The sequence below is a fragment of the Halomonas tibetensis genome (assembly GCF_042643535.1).
Classification (GTDB): Bacteria; Pseudomonadota; Gammaproteobacteria; order Pseudomonadales; family Halomonadaceae; genus Halomonas; species Halomonas tibetensis.
Genome location: NZ_JBHRSQ010000010.1, coordinates 54,137 through 75,074 on the forward strand (window position 1 = coordinate 54,137; position 20,938 = coordinate 75,074).

Below are 20,938 nucleotides of genomic sequence, written 5' to 3' on the forward strand. Positions count from 1 at the left end.
GGAAAGGGGCCCTGCCAGTGACTGGCAGGGCCCCTTTTCGTCGGTGCCGTTCGTCGGTGTCGTTCGCCAGAGCTACCCGGAGGCGGCCGTGCTGGGCGAGCTACCACCCCCGTGCAGCTTGCGCTGCATCAGGAAGAGGGCGGCGCCGATGGCGAGGCCGGCCACATCGGTGTAGATGCCGCCATAGATCATGAAGATGGCCCCGACCAGCATCACCAGGCGCTGCCATGCCTTGACGGGACCGAAGAACCACGCCTGGACAGTACCCGACAGCAGCACGATGCCCAGAGTGGCGGTGACGCCGACCCGCAGGATCTGCGGCCAGCTGCCTTCCATCAGCATGGCCGGGCTATAGAAGAACATGAAGGGCACGATGAAAGCCGCCAGGCCGATCTTGAACGAAGCCACCGAGGTGCCCATGGCGTTGGCGCCCGAGATGCCCGCCGCGGCATAGGAGGCCAGGGCCACCGGCGGGGTAATCGCCGAGACCACTGCGAAGTAGAACACGAAGAAGTGTGCCACCAGCGGCTGGATGCCGATGTTGATCAGGCCGGGGGCCACCACCGAGGCGGCCACTGCGTAGGCGGCAGTGGTGGGCATGCCCATTCCCAGGAGGATCGAGATGCACATGGCGAAGATCAGCGCCAACAGCTGGCTGACGCCTGCCAGGCCGAGCAGCAGCGAAGAGAAGCGGGCGCCGACACCGGTCAGCGAGATGACGCCGACGATCAGGCCGGCGCAGGCGCATACGGCAATGATCTGGATCGCCATGGTGCCGGCCAGCTGCAGCGCTCGGAGGATCGACGCGATTCCCATCTTGTTGGGCGAGAACCAGCTCACCACGGCGGCTGAGGCGGTGGCCAGGGTGCCGGCGCGGATTACCGAGTAGCCCATGAACAGGGCGGCGATCAGGATGATAATCGGCGCGAACAGATAGACCTGCTTGACCAGTTTCGAGAACAGCGGGATCTCGTCCTTGCGCATGCCGCGCATGCCCTTGCGGGCCGCCTCGAAGTCCACCATGCAGTAGACCGAGAGGAAATAGAGAATGGCCGGAATCAGCGCCGCCACGGCGATGTCGGTGTAAGGGATGCCGGTGATCTCGGCCATGATGAAGGCGCCGGCGCCCATGATCGGCGGCATGATCTGCCCGCCGGTAGAGGCAGCGGCCTCGATGGCCCCGGCGCTCTTGGCCGGATAGCCCACCTTCTTCATCAGTGGGATGGTCAGCGAGCCGGTGGAGACCACGTTGCCGGCGCTGGTGCCGTTGATCATGCCCATCAGCCCCGAAGCGAAGATGGAGACCTTGGCCGGGCCGCCACGTGCGCGGCCGGCGGCGGCGAAGGCGAAGTTGACGAAGTAGTCGCCTACCTTGGAGGCCTGCAGGAAGGCAGCGAAGATGATGAACAGGATGATGTAGGTCGAAGAGACCGCGGTGGTCGGGCCAAGGATGCCCGCATCGGTGTAGACCTGGCTAAAGAAGCGATTGAACGATAGGCCCGGGTAGCCGAGAAAGCCCGGCAGGTAGGGGCCGGCGAAGACGTAGAGCAGGAAGATTGCCGAGATTACCACCAGCGCCATGCCGGCCACGCGGCGGGTCAGCTCGAGGATCAGTAGCGAACCGGCCAGCGCCGCATAGGAGATGCCTATGGGGGCGAAGGAGGTGCCGGTGGAGGCGCGCAGCGGGGTCCCGTAGATCAGTATCAGGTAGCCGGCCACTGCCAGGGCGCTGACCATCAGCACAAGGTCCGGAGGGGAGAGCTTCGCGCGCACCTGGCGGTATCCCCAGGAGAGCAGGATTGCGGCGCTGGTGGCGAAGATCAGCGGATAGCCGTAGTGCCAGGCCTCGATGGCGGGGTCGACGCGCATCGTTCCGCCACTGATGATCTGCTGCATCCGGAAGACTTGGAAGAGGGCGTAGCCGGCGGGAATCAGCAGGGCGTAGCTGATCCAGCCGAGCCAGGCCGGCGACTGTTTCACACTGCCTTCTCCGGCGAAGCGGGTGCCAGTGTAGAGAGCGAAGCCGAGTATCAGCGCACCGGCGATGTGCACGATGCGAAACGACCAAGTCTCCATCGGATAGACGTTGAGCGAGATCAGGTGGAAGCTGGAATATGCGATGGCCAGGGCGGCGAACAGCAGCCACTGCCAGCCGACGTAGAGACGCCGGTTGGACTCGACGATCTCTTCGTCGACGCCCGCGGCAATGGTCTCGGGTGCCTGGTCGATGGCCTCCTCGGACGCCCCGGGACGGGTATCAGGAGAGTTGCTCATGGGGGGTTCACCCTCGGGTGTGAGTCGGGACGGCAAGCATGCCGCCCCGCGCCGGATAACGACGCGGGGCGGGGTTCACGGTGTCGGTTGGCTTACAGCTTCAGATCGTCGGCGATCTCGTAACCGTTTTCCTCGTACCAGCGCACGGCGCCCGGATGGAAGGGCAGCACGCGGTTGTGCACGATGTTCTCCGGGATGGAGGTCTCGGCGCTACGGTGGACGTTCCGCATCTTGTCATTGTTCTCCATGGTGAGCTTGGTCACCTCGTAGACGAAGCTCTCCGACACGTCGCAGCCGGCGATGGCGAAGTTCCACATGGAGACGGCGCGGGCGTCTTCTTCCAGGGTGTTGTAGGTGCTGGCGGGGATCTGGAAGGCCGCGACCGGGAAGGTCTCGAGCACCTGAGCCTGCTCCTCCTCGGTAAACTCGATAATGTTCACGTCGGTCTGCACCTCGAGCTGGCTGACCGCCGGGATCGGGATGCCCGCGGCGAAGGCGACGACATCGAGCAGGCCGTCCTGCAGCTGGCCACCCAGGTCGGTCCAGCCACCGTTGCGGCGCTCGAAGTCAACGCCCAGCGCTTCCAGGATCGCCGGGAAGTAGGTGTCGGAGGTGGAGGCCGACGGGCCGAAGCCGATGCGGGCGCCGTCCGGAATCTCGGAAATGCTGGTGATGCCGGAGCTGGAGAGCGCGGTGATCGAGAACGGGGTCTCGTACATCGGGAAGAGCGCGCAGACGTTGTCCATGGCGATACCTGGCGCCAGCGGGCTCTGGCCGGCCGCGGCCTCGGCGGCCGGGCCCATGGTCGTCAGGCCCAGGGCGATATCCCCGGTGTGCACCAGCGCCAGGTTCTGGGTCGGGCCGCCGGTTACCTCGCCGCCGCCGGAGACATCCAGCTCATCGGAGATCAAGTTGGCCCAGCCAGAGCCGTAGACGAAGTAGGTGCCGCCCTGACTGGCGGTGCCCACGGTGAAGTTATCCGGCCAGTCACTGCGGTCAGCCTGGGCGGCTGCCGCGGCGACGAGCAGGGAGCCGGCGACGGTGCCGGCGAGCAATTTGGTGGAGAGATAGCGCATGGCGTGATTCCTGTTGCTAGTTATCGTTGGTGATGCCCGGGCAGAAGCCAGGTAAATGCCGTTTCAGTCTGGCAGCTCTACCTGAACCCGCCGTCGTTGAGCGTACGCTCTATTCAACGATCTACATGGCAAGCGCTGGGCCATGTGGCTGGAATGCCAATGACTTCAGTGGCTTGTGGCTATCGTGGTCGACGAAGGTCGAAGCGGATGACGCGGCCTCAGGCTGGAAGTCCGCACGCAAGGTGGATTTGATATGTGCGGATATCCGCACGGCGTGTCACGCACAGCGAGTCACGCACGGCCTGCCACTCATATCGCCTCAGGAGGGGGACAGGGCTCCCATCAGGCGAGTGGCCTGGTGCAGGTCGTTCATCAGCGAGGAGGCGAGCCAGGGATCGAGGCGATGCTGTCGCAAGCGTTCAGCCAGGGCCTGCTGCCAGTGCTGGCGCACCTCGTCGATGGACGAGGTGATATCCGCCGAGTCGGGCGCGGCGGCGAGGCGGTTGAGGCCCTGGGCCAGGGCCAGGCGGATATCGTCATGGGCATCGCGCAGGGGGCTGGCCGGGGCGGCATGGCGCATCAGGCTGCGCTGGAGTACTTCTCCGAAGCGCACCGCCTCCACCATGCGCAGGGTGCGCGCATAAAGGGTCTCAAGCCTGGTTTCCTGCTCCGGGGTGAGCGGCATGTCGAGCCGAGCGTAAAATGCGAGAATCTCCGCCATCAGCGGTTTGATCTGCTCATGATAGCGAGTATTGACCATGGGCCAGGCGGTCGGGTCGATGCGTGCCTTGACCACCTCCCGGGAGGGCGGGTGGCCGATGACCTCGCCGCTGGGCATCAGAATCGCCGCACAGAGCAGGTGATAGGCGCGACGGTTGAGCCGCTGGCACTCCTGCTCCATGGCGGCAAGGGCGGTATCGGCGTGTTGCAGGGCAGTGGTGTTGAGGTACTTGGCCTCAGCCGGAGGAATCCTAGAGGGCTCGGTAAACAGCCGCTCCAGACGAGCGGCCAGGCGCGGGATCAGCGGCAGCATCAGCATGATGCCAAGCAGGTTGAACAGGGTATGAAACAGCGCCAGCTTCAGCGGCCAGGCGTCCGCCGCCAGGCCGATCAGTTCTCCGAGTTCGTCTACGAGCCATGCCAGCGGCACCAGCAGCGCCAGCGCTACCGCCGCGGTGGTCAGGTTGAATACCACATGGGCCCCGGCCAGTCGCCGCGCCGCGACGCCGGCACTCATCGCGCCCAGTACCGCGGTGACGGTGGTGCCGACGTTGGCGCCGATGGCAATGGCCAGGGCCGGGAGGTAGGGGAGCTGGCCCCCGGCCAGGGCGGCCAGGGTGATGAGCAGGGTAGCGTGGCTTGACTGCATCACCACCGTGGCCACCACGCCGAACAGCACGAACAGCGGCCAGTGCCAGACGCTGTCACCGGCCAGGCCGTCCAGGGAGAGACCGTCCTGCCAGGCCTCGAAGCCCAGTTTCATGAAGTCGATGCCCAGGAACAGCAGGCCGATGCCCAGCAGGACACCGGCTGCCGCGGCACGGCCGTCCTTGAGCACCCGGGAGCCGAGCAGCCCAAGGGCTAAAAGGGGCATGGCGAACTGGGCGAGATCGAAGCGTAGGCCAAAGGCGGCGATCAGCCAGGCGCCGGTGGTGGTGCCGAGGTTGGCCCCGAACAACAGGGCGATGGCACCGGGTAGGGTCACGAGCCCGGCGCCGACGAAGGAAAGCGCGAGCAGGGTGACCAGAGAGCTGGATTGCACCAGCGCGGTGGCGGTGGCCCCCACGCCGATGGCGCGAACAGGATGAAGAGTGGCGGTATGTAGCCAGCGGTCCAGGGTGCCACCGGAGAGGCGCTTGATGGCATCCTGAAGGTGGGTCATGCCCCACAGGAAGAGCCCCAGTCCGGCGGCCAGGGTGGCGAGGTCATGGCGAGCCACCAACAGAGCTGCCGCGGCCGCCAGCCCTAGTCCTTCAAGCTGGTGGCGCCGCGACAGCAGCGCCGTTGCCATTCCCTGGCGGGTCATGTCAACGCGCCTTGGGGTCGAGGATCTTCACTGGCTGGATGTCCTGGCGGCTTTGCTCCTCGCGGGGCTGGTTGACACGGGTGTTGAGCTCCGGCGCGGTCTCGTCTTCGATGGGCAACTGCTCGAAGAAATCGCAGCTCACGCACTCACGGTAGCGGATGCCGTTCTGCTCCCAGCTGCGAATGCGGTCCATCTCAGCGCAGCGTGGGCAGATGGCGCCGGCGATAAAGCGTTTCTGGACGGCCATGATGGCTCCTGTTTAGCCCCGGCGACAGGCCGGGGCGTGGGGGCAGGCATTGTGGGCGGGTCAGGCGGCACGGATGCCGCTGTGACGAAGCAGCGGCTCGACGCTGGGCTCGCGACCGCGGAAGGCGCGGAACAGCTCGGCGGCATCCCTGGCGCCGCCCTGTTCGAGAATCTCGGTGCGAAAGCGCCGCCCGGTCTCGGGATCAAAGATACCCGCTTCCTCGAAGGCGCTCCAGGCGTCGGCGGAGAGCACCTCGGCCCACTTGTAGCTGTAGTAGCCCGCTGCATAGCCGCCGGCGAAGATGTGGCCGAACCCGTTCTGAAAGCGGTTGAAGTCTGCGCGAGGTACCACCGACATGGTATCGCGTACGCCATCGAGCAGCGCTTGGACCTCCGCCGCCGTCGGGGCGGCCAGCTCGTGGTGAAGGCGCAGATCGAAGATCGAGAACTCCAGCTGGCGCACCATACCCATGGCGGATTCGAAGTTTTTGGCCGCCTGCAGCTTCTCGAGCAGCTCGCCGGGCAGCGGTTCGCCGCTGTCGACGTGGCTGGCAATCAGGTCGAGCCCATCGCGCTCCCAGCAGTAGTTTTCCATGAACTGGCTGGGCAGCTCCACGGCGTCCCAGGCCACCCCGTTGATGCCGGAGATATCGGCAACGGTCTGCCGGGTCAGCATATGGTGCAGGCCGTGACCGAACTCGTGGAACAGGGTGGTGACCTCGTCATGGGTCAGCAGGGCCGGACGCTCGCCCACCGGGCGGGTGAAGTTGCATGTCAGGTAGGCCACCGGCAGTTGAAGGTCATTGCCTTCCAGTCGGCGCACCCGGCATTCGTCCATCCAGGCGCCACCGCGCTTGCCCTCACGGGCGTAGAGGTCCAGATAGAAGCCGGCGATGGGCGCGCCCTGCTCGAGAATGCGAAAGAAACGCACGTCCTTGTGGTAGCGCGGGGCCTGGTCGTCCTCCTCAAAGGTGACGCCGAAGAGACGCTCCACGACCTGGAAGAGGCCGTCCACCACTCGGGGGGCAGGAAAGTAGGGACGCAGCTGCTCCTGGGCAATGGCGTGAAGCGCCTCGCGCAGCTTCTCGCTCGCGAAGCCTACGTCCCAGGGAGCGAGGTCGGCCATGCCCAGTTCGTCGCGGGCATAGGTCTCTAGCTCGGCGTACTCCTCCTGGGCCTGGGGCAGAGCGCGTGCGGCAAGGTCTTCGAGGAACGTGAGCGCCTGGGCAGGAGAGTCGGCCATCTTGGTGGCCAGAGAATAGTCGGCGTAGGTGGCGAAGCCCAGCAGCTCGGCAAGCTCCCGGCGCAGGGCCAGGGTCTCCTCCATGATCGGGGCGTTGTCGTACTGCCCGGCATGGGGACCCTGGTCGGAAGCGCGGGTGACGAAGGCAGTATAAACCTCGCGGCGCAGCTCGCGGTCCTCGGCGTAGGTCATCACCGGGAAGAAGCTCGGGAAGTCCAGGGTGATGCGGTACCCCGGCTGGCCCTTGGCGTCGGCGTTGGCGCGCAGAGCGGCAAGTGCGCTCTCCGGTAGGCCCGCCAGACGGCTTTCGTCAGCCAAGTCAAGGTGCCAGGCCTGGGTGGCATCGAGCAGCTGGTTGGAAAAGGTATTGCCCAGCTCCGAGAGGCGCGACTTGATCTCACCGTAGCGCTGTTTCTTCTCCGCGGGCAGGTCGACCCCCGCCAGGCGGAAGTCGCGCAGGGTGTTGTCTACCGTGCGCCGCTGGCCCTCGTCGAGCGTTGCCCAGGCGGGGCCTTCCTTGAGAGCCTGCCAGGCGAGAAAAAGTCCCTCGTGCTGCCCCAGCCAGGTGCTGTATTCGGAGAGCTTGCTCAGGCAGGCCTGATAGGCATCGCGCAGCTCGGGGCTATTCATGGTGCCGTTGAGGTGGGAAACCGGCGACCAGGCCCGGGCCAGGCGGTCGTTGAGGGACTCCAGGGGCGAGGCCAGGCTTTCCCAGTCAGGCGCCTCGGCTTCCGCGCGCGCTACCAGCGCCTCGATGGCGGTACGATTCTCGGTCAGCAGCTCTTCGATGGCCGGCACCACATGTTCAGGACGGATCGCGTCGAAGGGGGGCAGCAGGTGGGGTTCGAGCAGGGGGTTGCGGGACATGGGCACCTCAGGTCGGGAATAGGGAATCAAGGGGAGGAGGGAATGGACAGTTAATGTTAGATGCGGGCAACGAGCTCGGGTTTCAATGCGCCGTGTTTGGCCGGCGGCAAAGGTCCTGCTAGTCTTGCCGCCTTTCGCGATGGCCCGGCAGGAGGCTGACGATGAACGAGACCCTTGAGCGGTGGAGCACGCGGCGCGCCTTCATCCTGGCGGTGACCGGTGCTGCCGTGGGGCTGGGCAACATCTGGCGCTTTCCCTACATCACCGGCGAGAACGGCGGCGCCGCCTTCCTGCTGCTGTACATCGGCTTCGTCCTGTTGCTTGGCTTGCCGGTGATGATGGCAGAGATCATGATCGGTCGTGCCGGCCGGCGAAGCCCGATGCAATCGCTGGGACACCTGGCCACCCAGGCTGGCGCCAGCCGCCACTGGCGATGGTTGGGGCTGTTCGGTGCCTTCACGGTGTTCTGCATCCTTTCCTTTTACTCGGTGGTCTCCGGCTGGTCCATCGAGTTTCTGGTTGCCTCCATCAACGGAAATTTCGTGGGGGCCGCGCCCGCCGAGGTCGGTGCCGGCTTCGACGCCTTCCTGGCAGATCCGGGACGGATGGCCTTCAATCATACGCTGTTCCTGATCATGACCATGCTGGTGGTGGCCGCCGGGGTCTCCAAGGGGCTGGAGCGCCTCAATAACCTGCTGATGCCGCTGCTCTACCTGCTTCTGCTACTGCTGGCCGGTTACGCCGCGACCACCGAGGGCTTCGGCCCGGCGTTGGCATGGCTGTTTATGCCTGACATCTCGGCGGTGACGCCGCTGGTAGTAATGCATGCCATGGGCCACGCCTTCTTTACCCTGGCGGTGGGCGCCTGTGCGCTGATGGCCTACGGTGCCTATATGCCGGACCACCAGAGCCTGCCAAAGGCCGCCGTTGCCGTGGCGGTGCTGGATGTCGCGGTGGCGCTGCTGGCCGGCATTGCCATCTTCTCGGTGGTGTTCGCCCAGGGCATGGATCCGGGCGAGGGGCCGGGGCTGATGTTTGTCACTTTGCCCATCGCCTTCGCCCAGCTGCCCTGGGGGGCGCTGTGGCTCAGCGCCTTCTTCCTGCTACTGCTGCTGGCCACCTGGACCTCGTCGATCAACCTTGCCGAACCCATGGTGGCGACCCTGGAGGGAATGGGGCTCAAACGCGGCTACGCGGCCGCCATCGTGGGGCTCGCCGTGTGGCTGGTAGGCCTGCTCACGGTGCTCTCTTTCTCGACCCTGGCCGAGTGGCGCCCGCTGTTCGGCATGAATGCCTTTGAACTGGTCAGCACTATTCCGCCGGAGATCTTCCTGCCCCTGGGAGGCCTGCTGATTGCCATTTTCGCCGCCTGGGTGATGCCCGAAGCGGCGGCGCGGGGCGCGTTAGGTGTCGGCCCCTGGGGCTTCGCCCTGTGGCGCAGGCTGGTGCGCTGGGTCGCCATTCCGCTGACGCTGATAGTATTGGTGGCTGGCCTGATCTGAATCGACGAGAGGATTTCATGATGAGCGAGACGACAGCGATCCGACCCTGGAAGAGCACCACCCCACAGCTTGGCGAGCGGGTCTACGTAGACACCGCTAGCCTGGTGCTGGGTGATGTGGTGCTGGGTGACGACAGCTCGGTGTGGCCCATGGCGGTAGTGCGTGGCGACATGCACCGCATCCGGATCGGCGCGCGCACGAGCGTGCAGGATGGCTGCGTGCTGCACATCACCCACGCCAGCGACTTTAGCCCTGGCGGTTTCCCGCTGACCATCGGCGATGACGTCACCATCGGCCACCGGGCGATTCTCCACGGCGCCACCCTGGGCAGCCGCATTCTGGTGGGGATGGGTGCCATCGTGATGGACGGTGCCGTAGTAGAAGACGAAGTGATCATCGCTGCTGGCGCTGTGGTGACCCCTGGCAAACGCCTCGAGAGCGGTCATGTCTATGCCGGTAACCCGGCCAAGGCGTTGCGCCCGCTCAAGGAGAAGGAGCGCGCCTTCTTTCCCTATACCGCCGGCAACTACGTCAAGCTCAAGGACGAGTACCTGGCGGCAATGAGGGAATAATTCTCTAACGCATTGTTTTACTTGCTATGGCGGGCGATAATCTGGAGATTTATCCAGTATATTGAGGGCTCGCCCCGGCATGGCCGACTTTCGCACCCATCTTGGCGTGGCCGCCGCCGGCGGTGCCGTGCTGGCCCATGGCGGTTGGCAGGCGGGTCTTTGGACGGCCTGGGAGGCCCTGCCGGTGCTGGCGCTGGTGACTTTCGGCGGCATTCTGCCCGACATCGACGCCGACCGCTCGAAGGCCATCCGGCTGATCTTCAATCTGCTGGCAGTGCCCGGGGTAGTGGCCGGCGCCCTGCTGCTTCAGGGGCGGCTCGAGACCGGCGGCCTTCTGTTGGTCTGCGGGGCGATCTATCTCGCTGTACGCCATCTGGCCGGGGCGCTTTTTTCACGCTTCACCGTGCATCGCGGCCTGTGGCATTCGTTGCTGGCGGCCTCGCTGTGCGGCCTGATCACCGTGGGACTCAGCCAGCGACTGTTCGCTCAGCCAGACACCCTGGCCTGGACACACGGGGTAGCAGTGGCGCTTGGCTTTGTTATCCACCTGGCACTGGATGAGCTCTACAGCGTCGATCTTACCGGCGCGCGCATCAAGCGTTCCTTCGGCACCGCCCTCAAGCCCTTCGACTGGCGCTCCCCGGGCAACTCTCTGGTGATGTTGCTAGCGGCGGTTAACCTGCTGCCCTGGCTGCCCCCGTTGGCGCCGCTGTGGACGCTGCTGGCTCAGGGGGCAGCACTCTGGCGATAGTCCTCGGCCCGCAGGCCGTATTTTCTGAGCTTGTCATAGAGGGTCTTGCGGGGCAGGCCGAGCTGTTCGGCTACCTCGGTGACCCTGCCGCGCTGTCGCGCCAGGGCCTGATCGATCAGGCTCTTTTCGAACAGTTCCACCTGCTGGGGCAGGGCCAGTTCACCGGCCTCACTCTCTGCTCCCTCGAGCAGGGCCTCCAGGCGGTAGTCGAAGGCGGCGCCGAGCAGGACATAGCGCTCCGCCAGGTTGCGTAGCTCGCGTACGTTACCTGGCCAGTCGTGGGCCAGCAGGGCGCTGATGCCGGCGGCGTCCAGAGGAGGGGCCTCCAGGTCGCTGCGGTTAGCTGCCACTACCGCGAAGTGTTGAAAAAGTAGCGGAATGTCTTCGCGACGCTCGCGCAAGGGCGGGACCGGCAGAGTCACCACGTTGAGGCGGTAGTAGAGGTCCTCGCGGAACCTACCGGTTTCGGCGGCAGCCTTGAGGTCTACCTTGGTGGCGGCGATCACTCGGATATCCAGCGGCACGGGCACGTTGGAACCGAGCCGCTCCACGCTTCGCTCCTGCAGCACGCGCAGCAGCTTGACCTGCAGCGCAAGCGGCATCGATTCGATTTCGTCGAGGAACACCGTGCCGTGGTTGGCGTACTCGAACTTGCCAATGCGCCGCTCTACGGCGCCGGTGAAGGCGCCCTTCTCGTGGCCGAACAGCTCCGATTCAATGGTGCTCTCCGGCACGGCGCCGCAGTTGATGGCCACGAAGGGGCGGCTGGCGCGGCGGCTACGCTCATGGATGGCGCGAGCCACCAGATCCTTGCCGGCGCCGGTCTCACCGAATACCAGCACGTCGGCGTCGACCTGGCTGATTCGCTGCACCATGGAGGCCAGGCGCTGTATGGCCTGAGTGCGCCCCACTAGGCGCGGACCGAGTGCCGACTGCTGAGCCTCCAGTTCGGCTTTGAGCTCGCGGTTCTCCAGGCTCAGGCGGCGTTTCACTACGCCGCGTCGGACCACCTCGATCAGCCGCTCGGCGGCGAAGGGCTTCTCGAGAAAGTCCCAGGCGCCCTCGCGCATCGCCTCTACCGCGGTGGAAATGTCGCCGTGGCCGGTGATCAGGATCACCGGCAGGTCCGGATCGCGCAGCCGCACCTCGCGCAGTAGTGCCATGCCATCCATGCCGGGCATGCGGATATCGCTGACCACGACGCCGGGGAAATCCGGGGCCAGGACCGCCAGCGCTTCTTCCGCGCTGGCATAGGGTTCGGGGCGATAGCCGGCTAGCTCCAGGGTCTGCCCGGCGGAGATCCTCAAGTGAGGCTCGTCGTCGATGATGATGACTGGGATGGCCGCCATTTCATGCATGGGGGAAGATCTCCTCGTTTGTCTGGGCGTCGGCGCTGCGCTGGCCGGTGTCCCGAGGCAGCCGAATGGTAAACAGGGCGCCGCCCTCTGGGCGATTGGCGGCGGTCAGGCTGCCGCCCAGGTCGTCGATGATGCGCGAAGAGATCGAGAGTCCCAGCCCCAGGCCCCTCCCGGGAGATTTGGTGGTGTAAAAGGGTTCGAAGATACGCCTGAGATGTGCATCTGGGATGCCCGGACCGCTGTCGGCTACCCCCAACACCACCTCATCCCCCTCAGCGGTGATGCTGACCTCCATGCGCGCTTCGGGGACGTCGGCCATGGCCTGCAGGGCATTGTCGATCAGGTTGACCAATACCTGCTCGAGTCGCACCAGGTCGGCGCTTACCCAAGGCTCCTCGTTGGGCCAGCGGCGTATTACCGCCACGCCGTTTTCCCGAAGTCGTGTCTGAAAGAGGCGCAGGGCGTAGTCGAAACAGGCGATGGGGGAGACGGCGGCAAGGGTCTCGCCGCTTTTGCGAGAGAACTGCCGCAGCTGGGCACTGATCTCTGACATCCGCGCGGTCAGCTCGACGATCTGTGCAAGGTTAAGATCGACGCTCTCCAGGCGCTGGCGCTCGAGAAAGGTGCGGGCGTTCTCGGCGTAGGCGCGGATCGCCGCCAGCGGCTGATTCAGCTCGTGGTTGATCCCGGCGGCGAGCTGGCCGAGTACGGCGAGCTTGGCGGCCTGGATCAGTTCGTCTCGGGTCTGGCGCAGGCTCTCTTCGGCGCGCCGGCGCTCATCGATCTCGGCAGAGAGGCGGCGATTGGTCTCCACCAGATCCCGGGTGCGACGTTCAACGTTGCGTTCCAGTTCGTCCCGGGCGTGGGCCAGGGTCTGGCGCTCTCTCTCGGCGAATTCCTCTCGCTCCCTACGCAGGCGCAGTCGCTGCCAGCCGATGCCGCCGCCCAGCAGCACGATGCCGTAGAGGCCGCCGGCCAGCAGTGCCGAGACCCATTGGGCCTGCAGTACCGGCGTGATCGGCTTGAGGATCTGCATTTCCCAGCCCAGCTCCGTCATGGGCCGCGAGAGGGCAAGATAGCGCGGGCCGGCCAGGGGGCCGTCGCTGAAGCTGACCAGTCGGCTGCGCTCGCCGCGATATTCCAGCAGCTCGATGCCGGAATAAGTCAGGGGCTCATCGGCATAGCGGCGAGTCGCCAGCAAGGCCTGGCGTTCCGCCTCGGATAGCGGGTGCAGTGAGGTCATACGCAGCTCGGCTCGGCTGGCCATGAAGATGATGTCGTCCTCATCGGTGACCAGCAGCTCGGCGTCCTGGCCGACCCAACTCTCCTCCACCGTGTCGAGTAGCACCTTGACCACCATCACCCCGTCGGGGGTTGAGTCGGGCTGGGTGTCATCCAGCCACACCGGTGATGAAAAGTAGTAGCCGCGCTCCAGCGACTGCACGCCCAAGCCATAGAAGCGCCCTTGGCCGCCGGCGATGGCATCGCTGTAGTAGCTTCGGAAGGCATAGTTCTGGCCGATGAAGGTGTTGGGGCGATGCCAGTTGCTGGCGGCCAGGGTGTCGGCATGACGGTCGAGCAGGTAGACGTCCGAGACGTCGGCGGTGACCCGGAAACGATCCAGCAGCAGGTTGAGCGGCATCGCATCCTGAGAGTGGGGCGATGACAGGAAGCGCTGAACTCCCTCTCGCGTGGCGAGCAGTTTCGGCAGGTAGTCGTGGCGAGAGAGGTGGCCAATCAGGCCCGCCGCCGAGAGGCGCAGCTCATTCTCGGCGTCCTTCTGGAGCGTCTGCAGTGCCTGATCGCGTGCCACCTGGGCGGCCTGCCACATGACCAGCACCAGCCCCAGGGGGGCAGCCAGCAGCAGTAGGACTCGCCAGTGTGGTGCGCGTCTCACGAGGCGCTTTCCCGATGCGGGGGCGGTACGGCCTGAGCCCGGCGCAGGGCACGCTGGGCGCGGGTCTCGGCCCGCGCCAACTCCAGCAGCCCTTCCTCCACGTAGACCAGATGCTCGTGGGCGCGGTCCCGTGCATCCTCGGCGCGCCCATCCAGGATGGCGTCCAGCAGCGCGCGGTGCTGGGCCATTAGCCGGCCGCGAGAGTCCTTCTTTTCGAACAGATGGGCCAGGTTGTCGACAATGCTGCGTTCCAGCAGATGAAAGATGCCACGAATGGTGTGTAGCAGCAGGACGTTGTGGGCGGCTTCGGCGATGGCGAGATGGAAGGCGGCATCGGCCTTGGCCTCGCGCGCCGGATCCTTGCCCTTGAAGCAGGCGTCCAGTTCCTCGAAGCGCTTGATCAACAATGCCCTATCGGTGGGCGTGGAACGCAGCGCCGCGTAGTAGGCGGAGATGCCCTCCATGGCGTCTCGAAATTCCAGCAGGTCCAGGTGGAACTCGCCGTGGCGAGATAGCATCTCAAGGATTGGGTCGCTGTAGCCGCTGGTGAGTGCCTCGGAAATAAAGGTGCCGCCACCCTGTCGGCTTATCAATAACCCGCGGGCGGAGAGTTTCTGGATCGCTTCGCGCAGTGAGGGGCGCGAGACGCCGAACTGTTCAGCCAATTCCCGTTCCGGTGGCAGGCGCTGCCCAGGCTTGAGGCTGCCTTCGAGGATCATCGCCTCGAGGCGTTCGGTGATGACGTCGGCGAGGCGGGGTTGGCGTAAGGGTTGATAGGCCATGGGAGATAACTCCGAGTTGCTGGTGCTGATATAGAGAGTACGTCAATAAATTGGTAATACCAATATTCTCGGCTTTTATCTTCTCTGTTAGTGGCGTTTTTTCTTACGTCTTTCAGTGGCTTATCCGTAGCCTTCTTGCCACCCTACCAAAGTATAGCGCCTCGGCGCGGGTAAAAGCGTCGCTCAGGTTTGACACTGTCAGGATGCGCCTCCTAAGGTGCGCCAATTCTGTGTTGTAAATTGGTTTGACCAATTGTTTCGACGCCGCCCTCAGCCTGTCGAGGATTTTGCCGATGACGCCAGTCAAGTGCTACCCGCCCAGGCCGGAGAAGGTCTACTTCTTCGGCACCTGCCTGATCGACCTCTTCTATCCCGAAGCTGGACTGGATGGCATCCGCCTGCTGGAGCGGGAGGGTATTGACGTGCTCTTCCCCCAGGACCAGACCTGCTGCGGTCAGCCGGCCCACACCTCCGGCTATCACGCAGAGGCGCGGGCAGTGGCGGCGGCACAGCTCGACCTCTTTCCCGAGCCCTGGCCAATCATCGTACCCTCCGGCTCCTGCGGCGGCATGATGCGCATGCACTACCCGAGACTCTTCGCCGGCACCGCCCTGGAAAATAAGGCCAACGAGGTGTCTGGCCGGATCTACGAGCTGACCGAGTTCCTGTTGCATGTCTGCCACCTCAGACTCGAGGATCGCGGCCAGTCCGAAAAGGTCGCCATGCACACCTCCTGCAGTGCGCGTCGCGAGATGGGCCTGGCAGAGACCGGGCCGGCCCTTCTGGCCCAGCTGGAGCAGGTCGAACTCGTCGAGCAGGACCGCGCCGCGGAATGCTGCGGCTTTGGTGGCACCTTCGCCGTGCGCCACCCCGAGGTTTCGGCTGCCATGGTGGAAGATAAGACGCTTGCCATCGAGGCCGCCGGCGCCGACCGCTTCGTGACCTCCGACTGCGGCTGCATGATGAATATCGGTGGGCGCTTTGCGCACCAGAAGAAAGCGGTCAAGGGCGAGCATATCGCCAGCTACCTGTGGCGGAGAACCTCATGAACGCAGAGAATCAGGCATTCCAGCCTCATCCGGTACAAACCTACAGCCCCCGCGAGTTTCACCGCCAGGCCCACGATGCCCTGGGCAACCCGCAGATCCGCGGCAACTTCCGCAAGGCGATGGATGGTCTGATGACCAAGCGTCGCGACAGCTTCGAGGGCTGGGATCTCGAGACCCTGCGTGAGCTGGGTGCCAACATCCGTATGCGAGCGCTGGCAAAACTGCCCGATCTGCTCGAGCAACTGGAGGCCAACTGCCAGGCCAACGGCATTCAGGTGCACTGGGCCGAGGACGGTGAGGAGGCGTGCCGGATCATTCGCGAGATCTGCGAGGTCCACGATGCCAAGTCGGTGATCAAGGGCAAGTCCATGGTCTCCGAGGAGATGCATCTTAATGCTCACCTGGAGGCGGCAGGTATTGAGGCACTGGAATCGGACCTCGGCGAATATCTGGTCCAGCTTAACGACCAAACGCCCTCCCACATCATCATGCCGGCGATTCATCTCAATACTGATGAGATCTCCGAGATCCTGCATGAGAAGACCGGCATCGAGCGGACCCGCGACGTGGACACGATGACAGCGGCGGCCAGGCATCAGCTGCGCGAGCGGTTCATGGCCGCCGATGTCGGCGTCTCCGGGGTCAACTTCGCGGTGGCCGAGACCGGCACCCTGTGTCTGGTGGAGAACGAGGGCAACGGACGTATGACTACCACGGTGCCGCCGGTGCATATTGCGGTGACCGGCATCGAGAAGGTGGTCGAGCATCTGCGCGACGTGCCACCTCTATACGCATTGCTGTCTCGCTCGGCCACGGGCCAGCATGTGACCACCTACTTCAATATGATCAGTTCGCCCCGCAAGGAGGGAGAGCACGACGGCCCGAAGGAGGTTCACCTGGTGCTGGTCGACAATGGCCGTTCCAGCATCTACCAGGACAATGAACTGCTCGACACCCTGCGCTGCATCCGCTGTGGCGCTTGCATGAATCACTGCCCGGTCTATACCCGGGTGGGGGGGCACGCCTACGGCACGACCTATCCCGGCCCGATCGGCAGCATTCTCTCCCCGCACATGATGGGCTTGGAGGAGACCAGGGACCTGCCCACGGCTTCCAGCCTGTGCGGCGCCTGCGGTGAAGTGTGCCCGGTGAAAATTCCGATACCCGACCTGCTGATTCGGCTGCGGCGTGAGGCGGTGGGCGAGGGGCGCGGCAACGTGCCCGGCGCTGGGGTCAAGCGTACCCGGAAGGAGACCGCGGCCTGGAGGGGCTTTCAGTGGCTTGCTACCCATCCTGGGGTTTGGCGCAGCGGCACGGCCGTGGTGGGCAAGCTTAAGGCGCTGATGCCGGCTAAGCTGGGTGTCTGGACCGAATATCGGTCTGCTCCTCAGCCGGCCGGAAGGACGCTGCATGCACTGGTCAAGCAGCACCAGGCCGACAAGCCGAGCGTCGACACGCTCGATAAGGAGCAGAGTTGATGAGTGCACGCAATACCATCCTCACGCGCCTGCGCGAACGCACCGACGGCCCCCTGAGCGCTCCCGATTGCAACTTTGCCGTGGTCACAGAGCGCGGCTGGAGCCCCGATGAGCGTTTGGCTCGTTTCGAACGCTGGATCACTTCGGTCCACGGCGAGGTGGTTCATACGGCGCGTGAAGATTGGTGCGATGTCCTGGCCAAGGTGCTCGCCGACAAGGGCGTTCGTCGGCTGGCATTGGGCCGCGATCACCCGGTGGCCGTCGAGGCCCGCCTGGCGCTTGAGAATGCTGATGTCGAGCTGGTCGACGTAGGTCGTGATATCGAGGCGTGGAAGCGAGAACAGTTTGAGAGTGTCGATGCTGGTTTGACCTCGATAGGTGGCGCCATTGCCGAGACCGGTAGCCTGTGGCTATGGCCCACCCCTGATGAGCCTCGCTTGATCAGCCTGGTGCCGCCGATTCATATTGCGGTGCTGGATGCGGAGACGATCGAGGATACCTTCTTCGACGTGGTGGAGCGTAACGGCTGGGCGAACAAGATGCCCACCAATGCATTGCTGATTTCCGGGCCCAGCAAGACCGCCGATATCGAGCAGACCCTGGCCTACGGCGTCCACGGCCCCCGCGAACTGGTGGTGCTGATCCGCCATGTGAGTCAACTGACGGAGAACCTCTGATGTCCAAGTCGAACGCCACGACTTTTAGCGAGCTCAAGACGGCGCTGGCAAGTACGATTTCCAATGATCGGCTGATCGACGATCCTCTTCGAACCTTGGCTTACGGCACCGACGCCAGTTTCTATCGACTGATTCCCGGGTTGGTGGTGCGTCCGGAAAACGAGGAGGAGCTTCAGACGGTGCTGGCCGAGTGCCGTGAAAGGAAGATACCGGTGACTTTTCGGGCCGCCGGCACCTCGCTTTCCGGCCAGGCGGTGACCGATTCGGTACTGATCCAGCTCCGGCAAGGCTGGCGCGACCACGAAATTCTCGACGACGGCCAGGCGATCCGCCTGCAACCCGGGGTGATCGGCGCCAGGGCGAATCAGCTGCTGGCACCCTTCGGGCGCAAGATCGGCCCCGATCCGGCGTCCATCAACAGCTGCATGATCGGCGGCATTGCCGCCAACAACGCCTCGGGCATGTGCTGCGGCACGGCCCAGAACAGCTACCGTACGGTACGTGATCTTCGCGTGATCCTGGCCGACGGCACCCTGCTGGATACCGCCGATCCGGTCAGCCGTGAAGCCTTCCTCCGCTCCCATGCCGGATTGATCGCGGGGCTGGAGCGCCTGTCGGCCGAGACTCGCGCCAATAAGGCGCTGGCCGAGAAGATCCGTCACAAGTACCGGCTGAAGAACACCACCGGCTATGCCCTCAACAGCCTGGTCGACTTCGAGGATGGCATCGAGATCCTCAAGCACCTGATGATCGGCTCCGAAGGGACTCTGGGCTTTCTCAGTACCATCACCTACGACAGCGTGTCGGACGAGCCTTGCAAGGCGGCTGCCCTGGCGTTCTTCCCTGACATGGCCACCACCTGCCGGGCGACCATTGCGCTGAAGCCGTCACCGGTGTCGGCCGTGGAGCTGATGGATCGCGCCGCGCTGCGTTCGGTTCAGGACAAGCCCGGCATGCCCGAGACCTTGCGCACCCTTCCCGACGGAGCGGCGGCGTTGCTGATCGACGTGCGCGGCAATGACGAGGCAGAGCTGGTGGCGCGTATGGAGGAGGTGCAGGCGAGCCTGGAGGGGGTCAGGACCCTTGAGCCGGTTGCCTTTACGCGCGAGACGGCAACCTATGAGCTCTACTGGAAGATCCGCAAGGGCCTTTTCCCGGCGGTGGGTGCGATACGCGAGACGGGTACCACAGTAATCATCGAGGATGTGGCTTTTCCCATCGAGCGTCTCGATGAAGGCGTTCAGGCACTTACCGAGACCTTTCACCGTCACGGCTATGCCGAAACAATCCTGTTCGGCCACGCTCTGGAGGGCAACCTGCATTTCGTTTTCCCGCAGGGGTTCGAAAAGCCGGGTGAGGTGGAGCGCTACCAGGGCCTGATGGATGAGGTCGCCCAGTTGGTCGGCGTCGAGTACGGTGGTTCGCTCAAGGCTGAACATGGTACCGGGCGCAATATGGCGCCCTATGTGGAGCTTGAGTGGGGCTCCGACGCCTATGCGCTGATGTGGGAGATCAAGGCACTGTTCGACCCTGAGAACCTGCTCAATCCCGAAGTGATCCTCAGTCGCAATCCGACGCTGCACCTGGAGAACCTTAAACCTCTGCCGGCTGCTGATGACATCATCGATAAGTGCATTGAGTGCGGTTTCTGCGAGCCGATCTGCCCCTCGACCGATCTGACACTCACTCCTCGTCAACGCATCGTGATTCGCCGTGAGCTGGCCAGGCTTGAGGCGTTGGGAGACCAGGCCACCGACGCGGACAATGAGCGCATGCAGCAGCTCGAGGAATCGTATGTCTATCAGGGCATCGATACCTGTGCGGCGACGGGGTTGTGCGCTACCCAATGTCCAGTGGGAATCGATACCGGTGAAATGGTGCGTCAGCTACGTCGCGAACGATCAGTGGACAAGGCTTCCCTGGCCAGGCGTATCGGCCGGCACTTCTCCGGAGCAACCCGAGTGGCCCGGGGTGGGCTGAATGCGGCGGGAGCAGCGCGAACCGTGCTGGGCGCCAATCTGATGGAAAAAATGAGCGTTGGTGCTCGTCGGCTGAGTGGTGAGCGTCTACCCCAATGGAGTCCTGCTCTGCCCAAGTCGGCGCCTATTCGGGTGCTCGGCCACCTTCCAGGGGGGGGCGATAATCGGGAGAAGGTGGTGTATTTGCCATCCTGCGCGACCCGCATCTTTGGTGCTGCTCACGATGACGACGAGTCTCGTTCGGTGATGGAGATCACGCTGACTCTTTTGGACAAGGCCGGGTACGAAGTCATTCTGCCGGAAATGATCGGTCACCTTTGCTGTGGAATGGCCTTCAAGTCCAAGGGACAGTACGACGAGGCATCCCACAAGGCGCGTGAGCTCAATCGTGAATTGCTCATGGCAAGTCAGAACGGACGCTACCCGGTACTCTGCGATACCAGTCCCTGTACGCTGCAGATGCAGGAACACCTGGACGAGCGATTGTCCCTCATGGAGCCGGTGAGCTTCGCCCACGATCACCTGCTACCGCGTTTGACTGTCACACCGCTGGATGAGCGCATCGCGGTGCACGTGACTTGTTCAAGCACTCGAATGGGACTTTCCGAGAAGTTTGTGACTCTGGCACGATCCTGCGCCAGGGATGTGGTGGTGCCGGCGGAGATTTCCTGCTGCGGCTTTGCCGGAGACAAGGGATTCAATACGCCGGAGTTGAACGCTTCAGCGTTGGAGGGACTGGCCGAGCAGGTGGTGGACTGTAGTGCGGGTTATTCCAATTCACGCACGTGCGAGATTGGACTGTCTCAGCATGGCGGAATTCCTTACCGTTCCATCCTCTCTCTGTTGGATCGGGCGAGTCAGCCCGCTTCGACCTGAGCTTATCCACAGGGCCTGGCAGCAGGCCCTGTGGATGCCCTGTCACCTCCCTTTCGTTTTTCTGCCATGTGCCTGACACTTTTTTATCAGGAGGCCCTTGCGGGGTGGCGGGGAACGTCGTAAAGTACGCATCCGCTGCGGGCAACGAGCAACGTTGCCGGCGGTGGCAAGTTGAGGAAGTGATTGTTCTACTTGAGGTTTTTCGGCAGGGCCGACAGACTTCTCGCTTGACACTCACGGCGGATTCGGTAGAATGCGCCCTCACACGATTCGCGGTCATCGCTG

15 protein-coding genes are annotated in these 20,938 nt (G+C 64.2%); 7 read left to right on the plus strand and 8 right to left on the minus strand.

Annotated elements, in window-relative coordinates; all coding sequences use genetic code 11:
- Positions 1–72: 72 nt before the first annotated feature.
- The 5 genes from ACFODV_RS08120 to prlC all read right to left on the minus strand — a co-directional run bounded on the left by ACFODV_RS08120 (position 73) and on the right by prlC (position 7,732).
- Positions 73–2,274 (minus strand): TRAP transporter permease, encoded by a 2,202-nt coding sequence (locus ACFODV_RS08120; protein WP_379757400.1) that lies wholly within the window; start codon positions 2,272–2,274, stop codon positions 73–75.
- A 92-nt stretch (positions 2,275–2,366) separates the two neighbouring features.
- Entirely contained in the window at positions 2,367–3,350 is a 984-nt protein-coding gene (locus tag ACFODV_RS08125; RefSeq protein ID WP_379757403.1) for a TAXI family TRAP transporter solute-binding subunit, read from the minus strand.
- A gap of 319 nt (positions 3,351–3,669) precedes the next feature.
- On the minus strand, positions 3,670–5,376 hold the full coding sequence (locus ACFODV_RS08130) for a Na/Pi cotransporter family protein (protein ID WP_379757406.1): 1,707 nt from the start codon (positions 5,374–5,376) through the stop codon (positions 3,670–3,672).
- Between the two features lies 1 nt (position 5,377).
- Positions 5,378–5,623, minus strand: coding sequence for a YheV family putative zinc ribbon protein (locus ACFODV_RS08135; RefSeq protein WP_379757409.1), 246 nt, complete (start codon positions 5,621–5,623; stop codon positions 5,378–5,380).
- 60 nt (positions 5,624–5,683) lie between these two features.
- Positions 5,684–7,732, minus strand: coding sequence for an oligopeptidase A (gene prlC / locus ACFODV_RS08140; RefSeq protein ID WP_379757412.1), 2,049 nt, complete (start codon positions 7,730–7,732; stop codon positions 5,684–5,686).
- A gap of 161 nt (positions 7,733–7,893) precedes the next feature.
- Here prlC and ACFODV_RS08145 point away from each other — a divergent pair, with 161 nt between their 5' ends.
- The 3 genes from ACFODV_RS08145 (at position 7,894) to ACFODV_RS08155 (ending at position 10,557) form a co-directional block, all read left to right on the plus strand.
- Positions 7,894–9,234, plus strand: coding sequence for a sodium-dependent transporter (locus ACFODV_RS08145; RefSeq protein WP_379757415.1), 1,341 nt, complete (start codon positions 7,894–7,896; stop codon positions 9,232–9,234).
- Between the two features lie 20 nt (positions 9,235–9,254).
- Positions 9,255–9,806: a gamma carbonic anhydrase family protein gene (locus ACFODV_RS08150; protein ID WP_379757418.1), complete on the plus strand. Its 552-nt coding sequence runs from the start codon at positions 9,255–9,257 to the stop codon at positions 9,804–9,806.
- A gap of 79 nt (positions 9,807–9,885) precedes the next feature.
- A complete protein-coding gene (locus ACFODV_RS08155; RefSeq protein WP_379757421.1) occupies positions 9,886–10,557 on the plus strand; it encodes a metal-dependent hydrolase in 672 nt (223 codons plus the stop codon).
- On the opposite strand, the gene ACFODV_RS08160 is transcribed toward ACFODV_RS08155, so the two are convergent.
- Genes ACFODV_RS08160 through ACFODV_RS08170 form a run of 3 tightly spaced genes read right to left on the minus strand, consistent with a single transcriptional unit; the run spans position 10,533 to position 14,594 of the window.
- Positions 10,533–11,915 carry a sigma-54-dependent transcriptional regulator gene (locus ACFODV_RS08160; protein ID WP_379757424.1) on the minus strand — a complete coding sequence of 461 codons (1,383 nt, stop codon included), beginning with the start codon at positions 11,913–11,915 and terminating at the stop codon, positions 10,533–10,535. The two genes, ACFODV_RS08155 and ACFODV_RS08160, sit on opposite strands and share 25 nt — an antisense overlap.
- Positions 11,908–13,812, minus strand: coding sequence for a sensor histidine kinase (locus tag ACFODV_RS08165; protein ID WP_379757427.1), 1,905 nt, complete (start codon positions 13,810–13,812; stop codon positions 11,908–11,910). The genes ACFODV_RS08160 and ACFODV_RS08165 overlap by 8 nt, the downstream gene beginning before the upstream one ends.
- Positions 13,809–14,594, minus strand: coding sequence for a GntR family transcriptional regulator (locus tag ACFODV_RS08170; protein ID WP_379757430.1), 786 nt, complete (start codon positions 14,592–14,594; stop codon positions 13,809–13,811). The genes ACFODV_RS08165 and ACFODV_RS08170 overlap by 4 nt, the downstream gene beginning before the upstream one ends.
- Before the next feature lie 293 nt (positions 14,595–14,887).
- On the opposite strand from ACFODV_RS08170, the gene ACFODV_RS08175 reads away from it, so the two are divergent.
- From ACFODV_RS08175 to ACFODV_RS08190, 4 genes are read left to right on the plus strand one after another with little or no spacing between them, the layout of a single operon-like run.
- The gene (locus ACFODV_RS08175) at positions 14,888–15,643 is read left to right on the plus strand and encodes a (Fe-S)-binding protein (protein WP_379757433.1); all 756 of its coding nucleotides are present in this window, start codon (positions 14,888–14,890) and stop codon (positions 15,641–15,643) included.
- Positions 15,640–17,121 carry a LutB/LldF family L-lactate oxidation iron-sulfur protein gene (locus tag ACFODV_RS08180; RefSeq protein ID WP_379757436.1) on the plus strand — a complete coding sequence of 494 codons (1,482 nt, stop codon included), beginning with the start codon at positions 15,640–15,642 and terminating at the stop codon, positions 17,119–17,121. The genes ACFODV_RS08175 and ACFODV_RS08180 overlap by 4 nt, the downstream gene beginning before the upstream one ends.
- Entirely contained in the window at positions 17,121–17,798 is a 678-nt protein-coding gene (locus ACFODV_RS08185) for a LutC/YkgG family protein (protein ID WP_379757439.1), read from the plus strand. The genes ACFODV_RS08180 and ACFODV_RS08185 overlap by 1 nt, the downstream gene beginning before the upstream one ends.
- On the plus strand, positions 17,798–20,653 hold the full coding sequence (locus ACFODV_RS08190; protein ID WP_379757442.1) for an FAD-binding and (Fe-S)-binding domain-containing protein: 2,856 nt from the start codon (positions 17,798–17,800) through the stop codon (positions 20,651–20,653). The genes ACFODV_RS08185 and ACFODV_RS08190 overlap by 1 nt, the downstream gene beginning before the upstream one ends.
- Positions 20,654–20,938 lie beyond the last annotated feature (285 nt).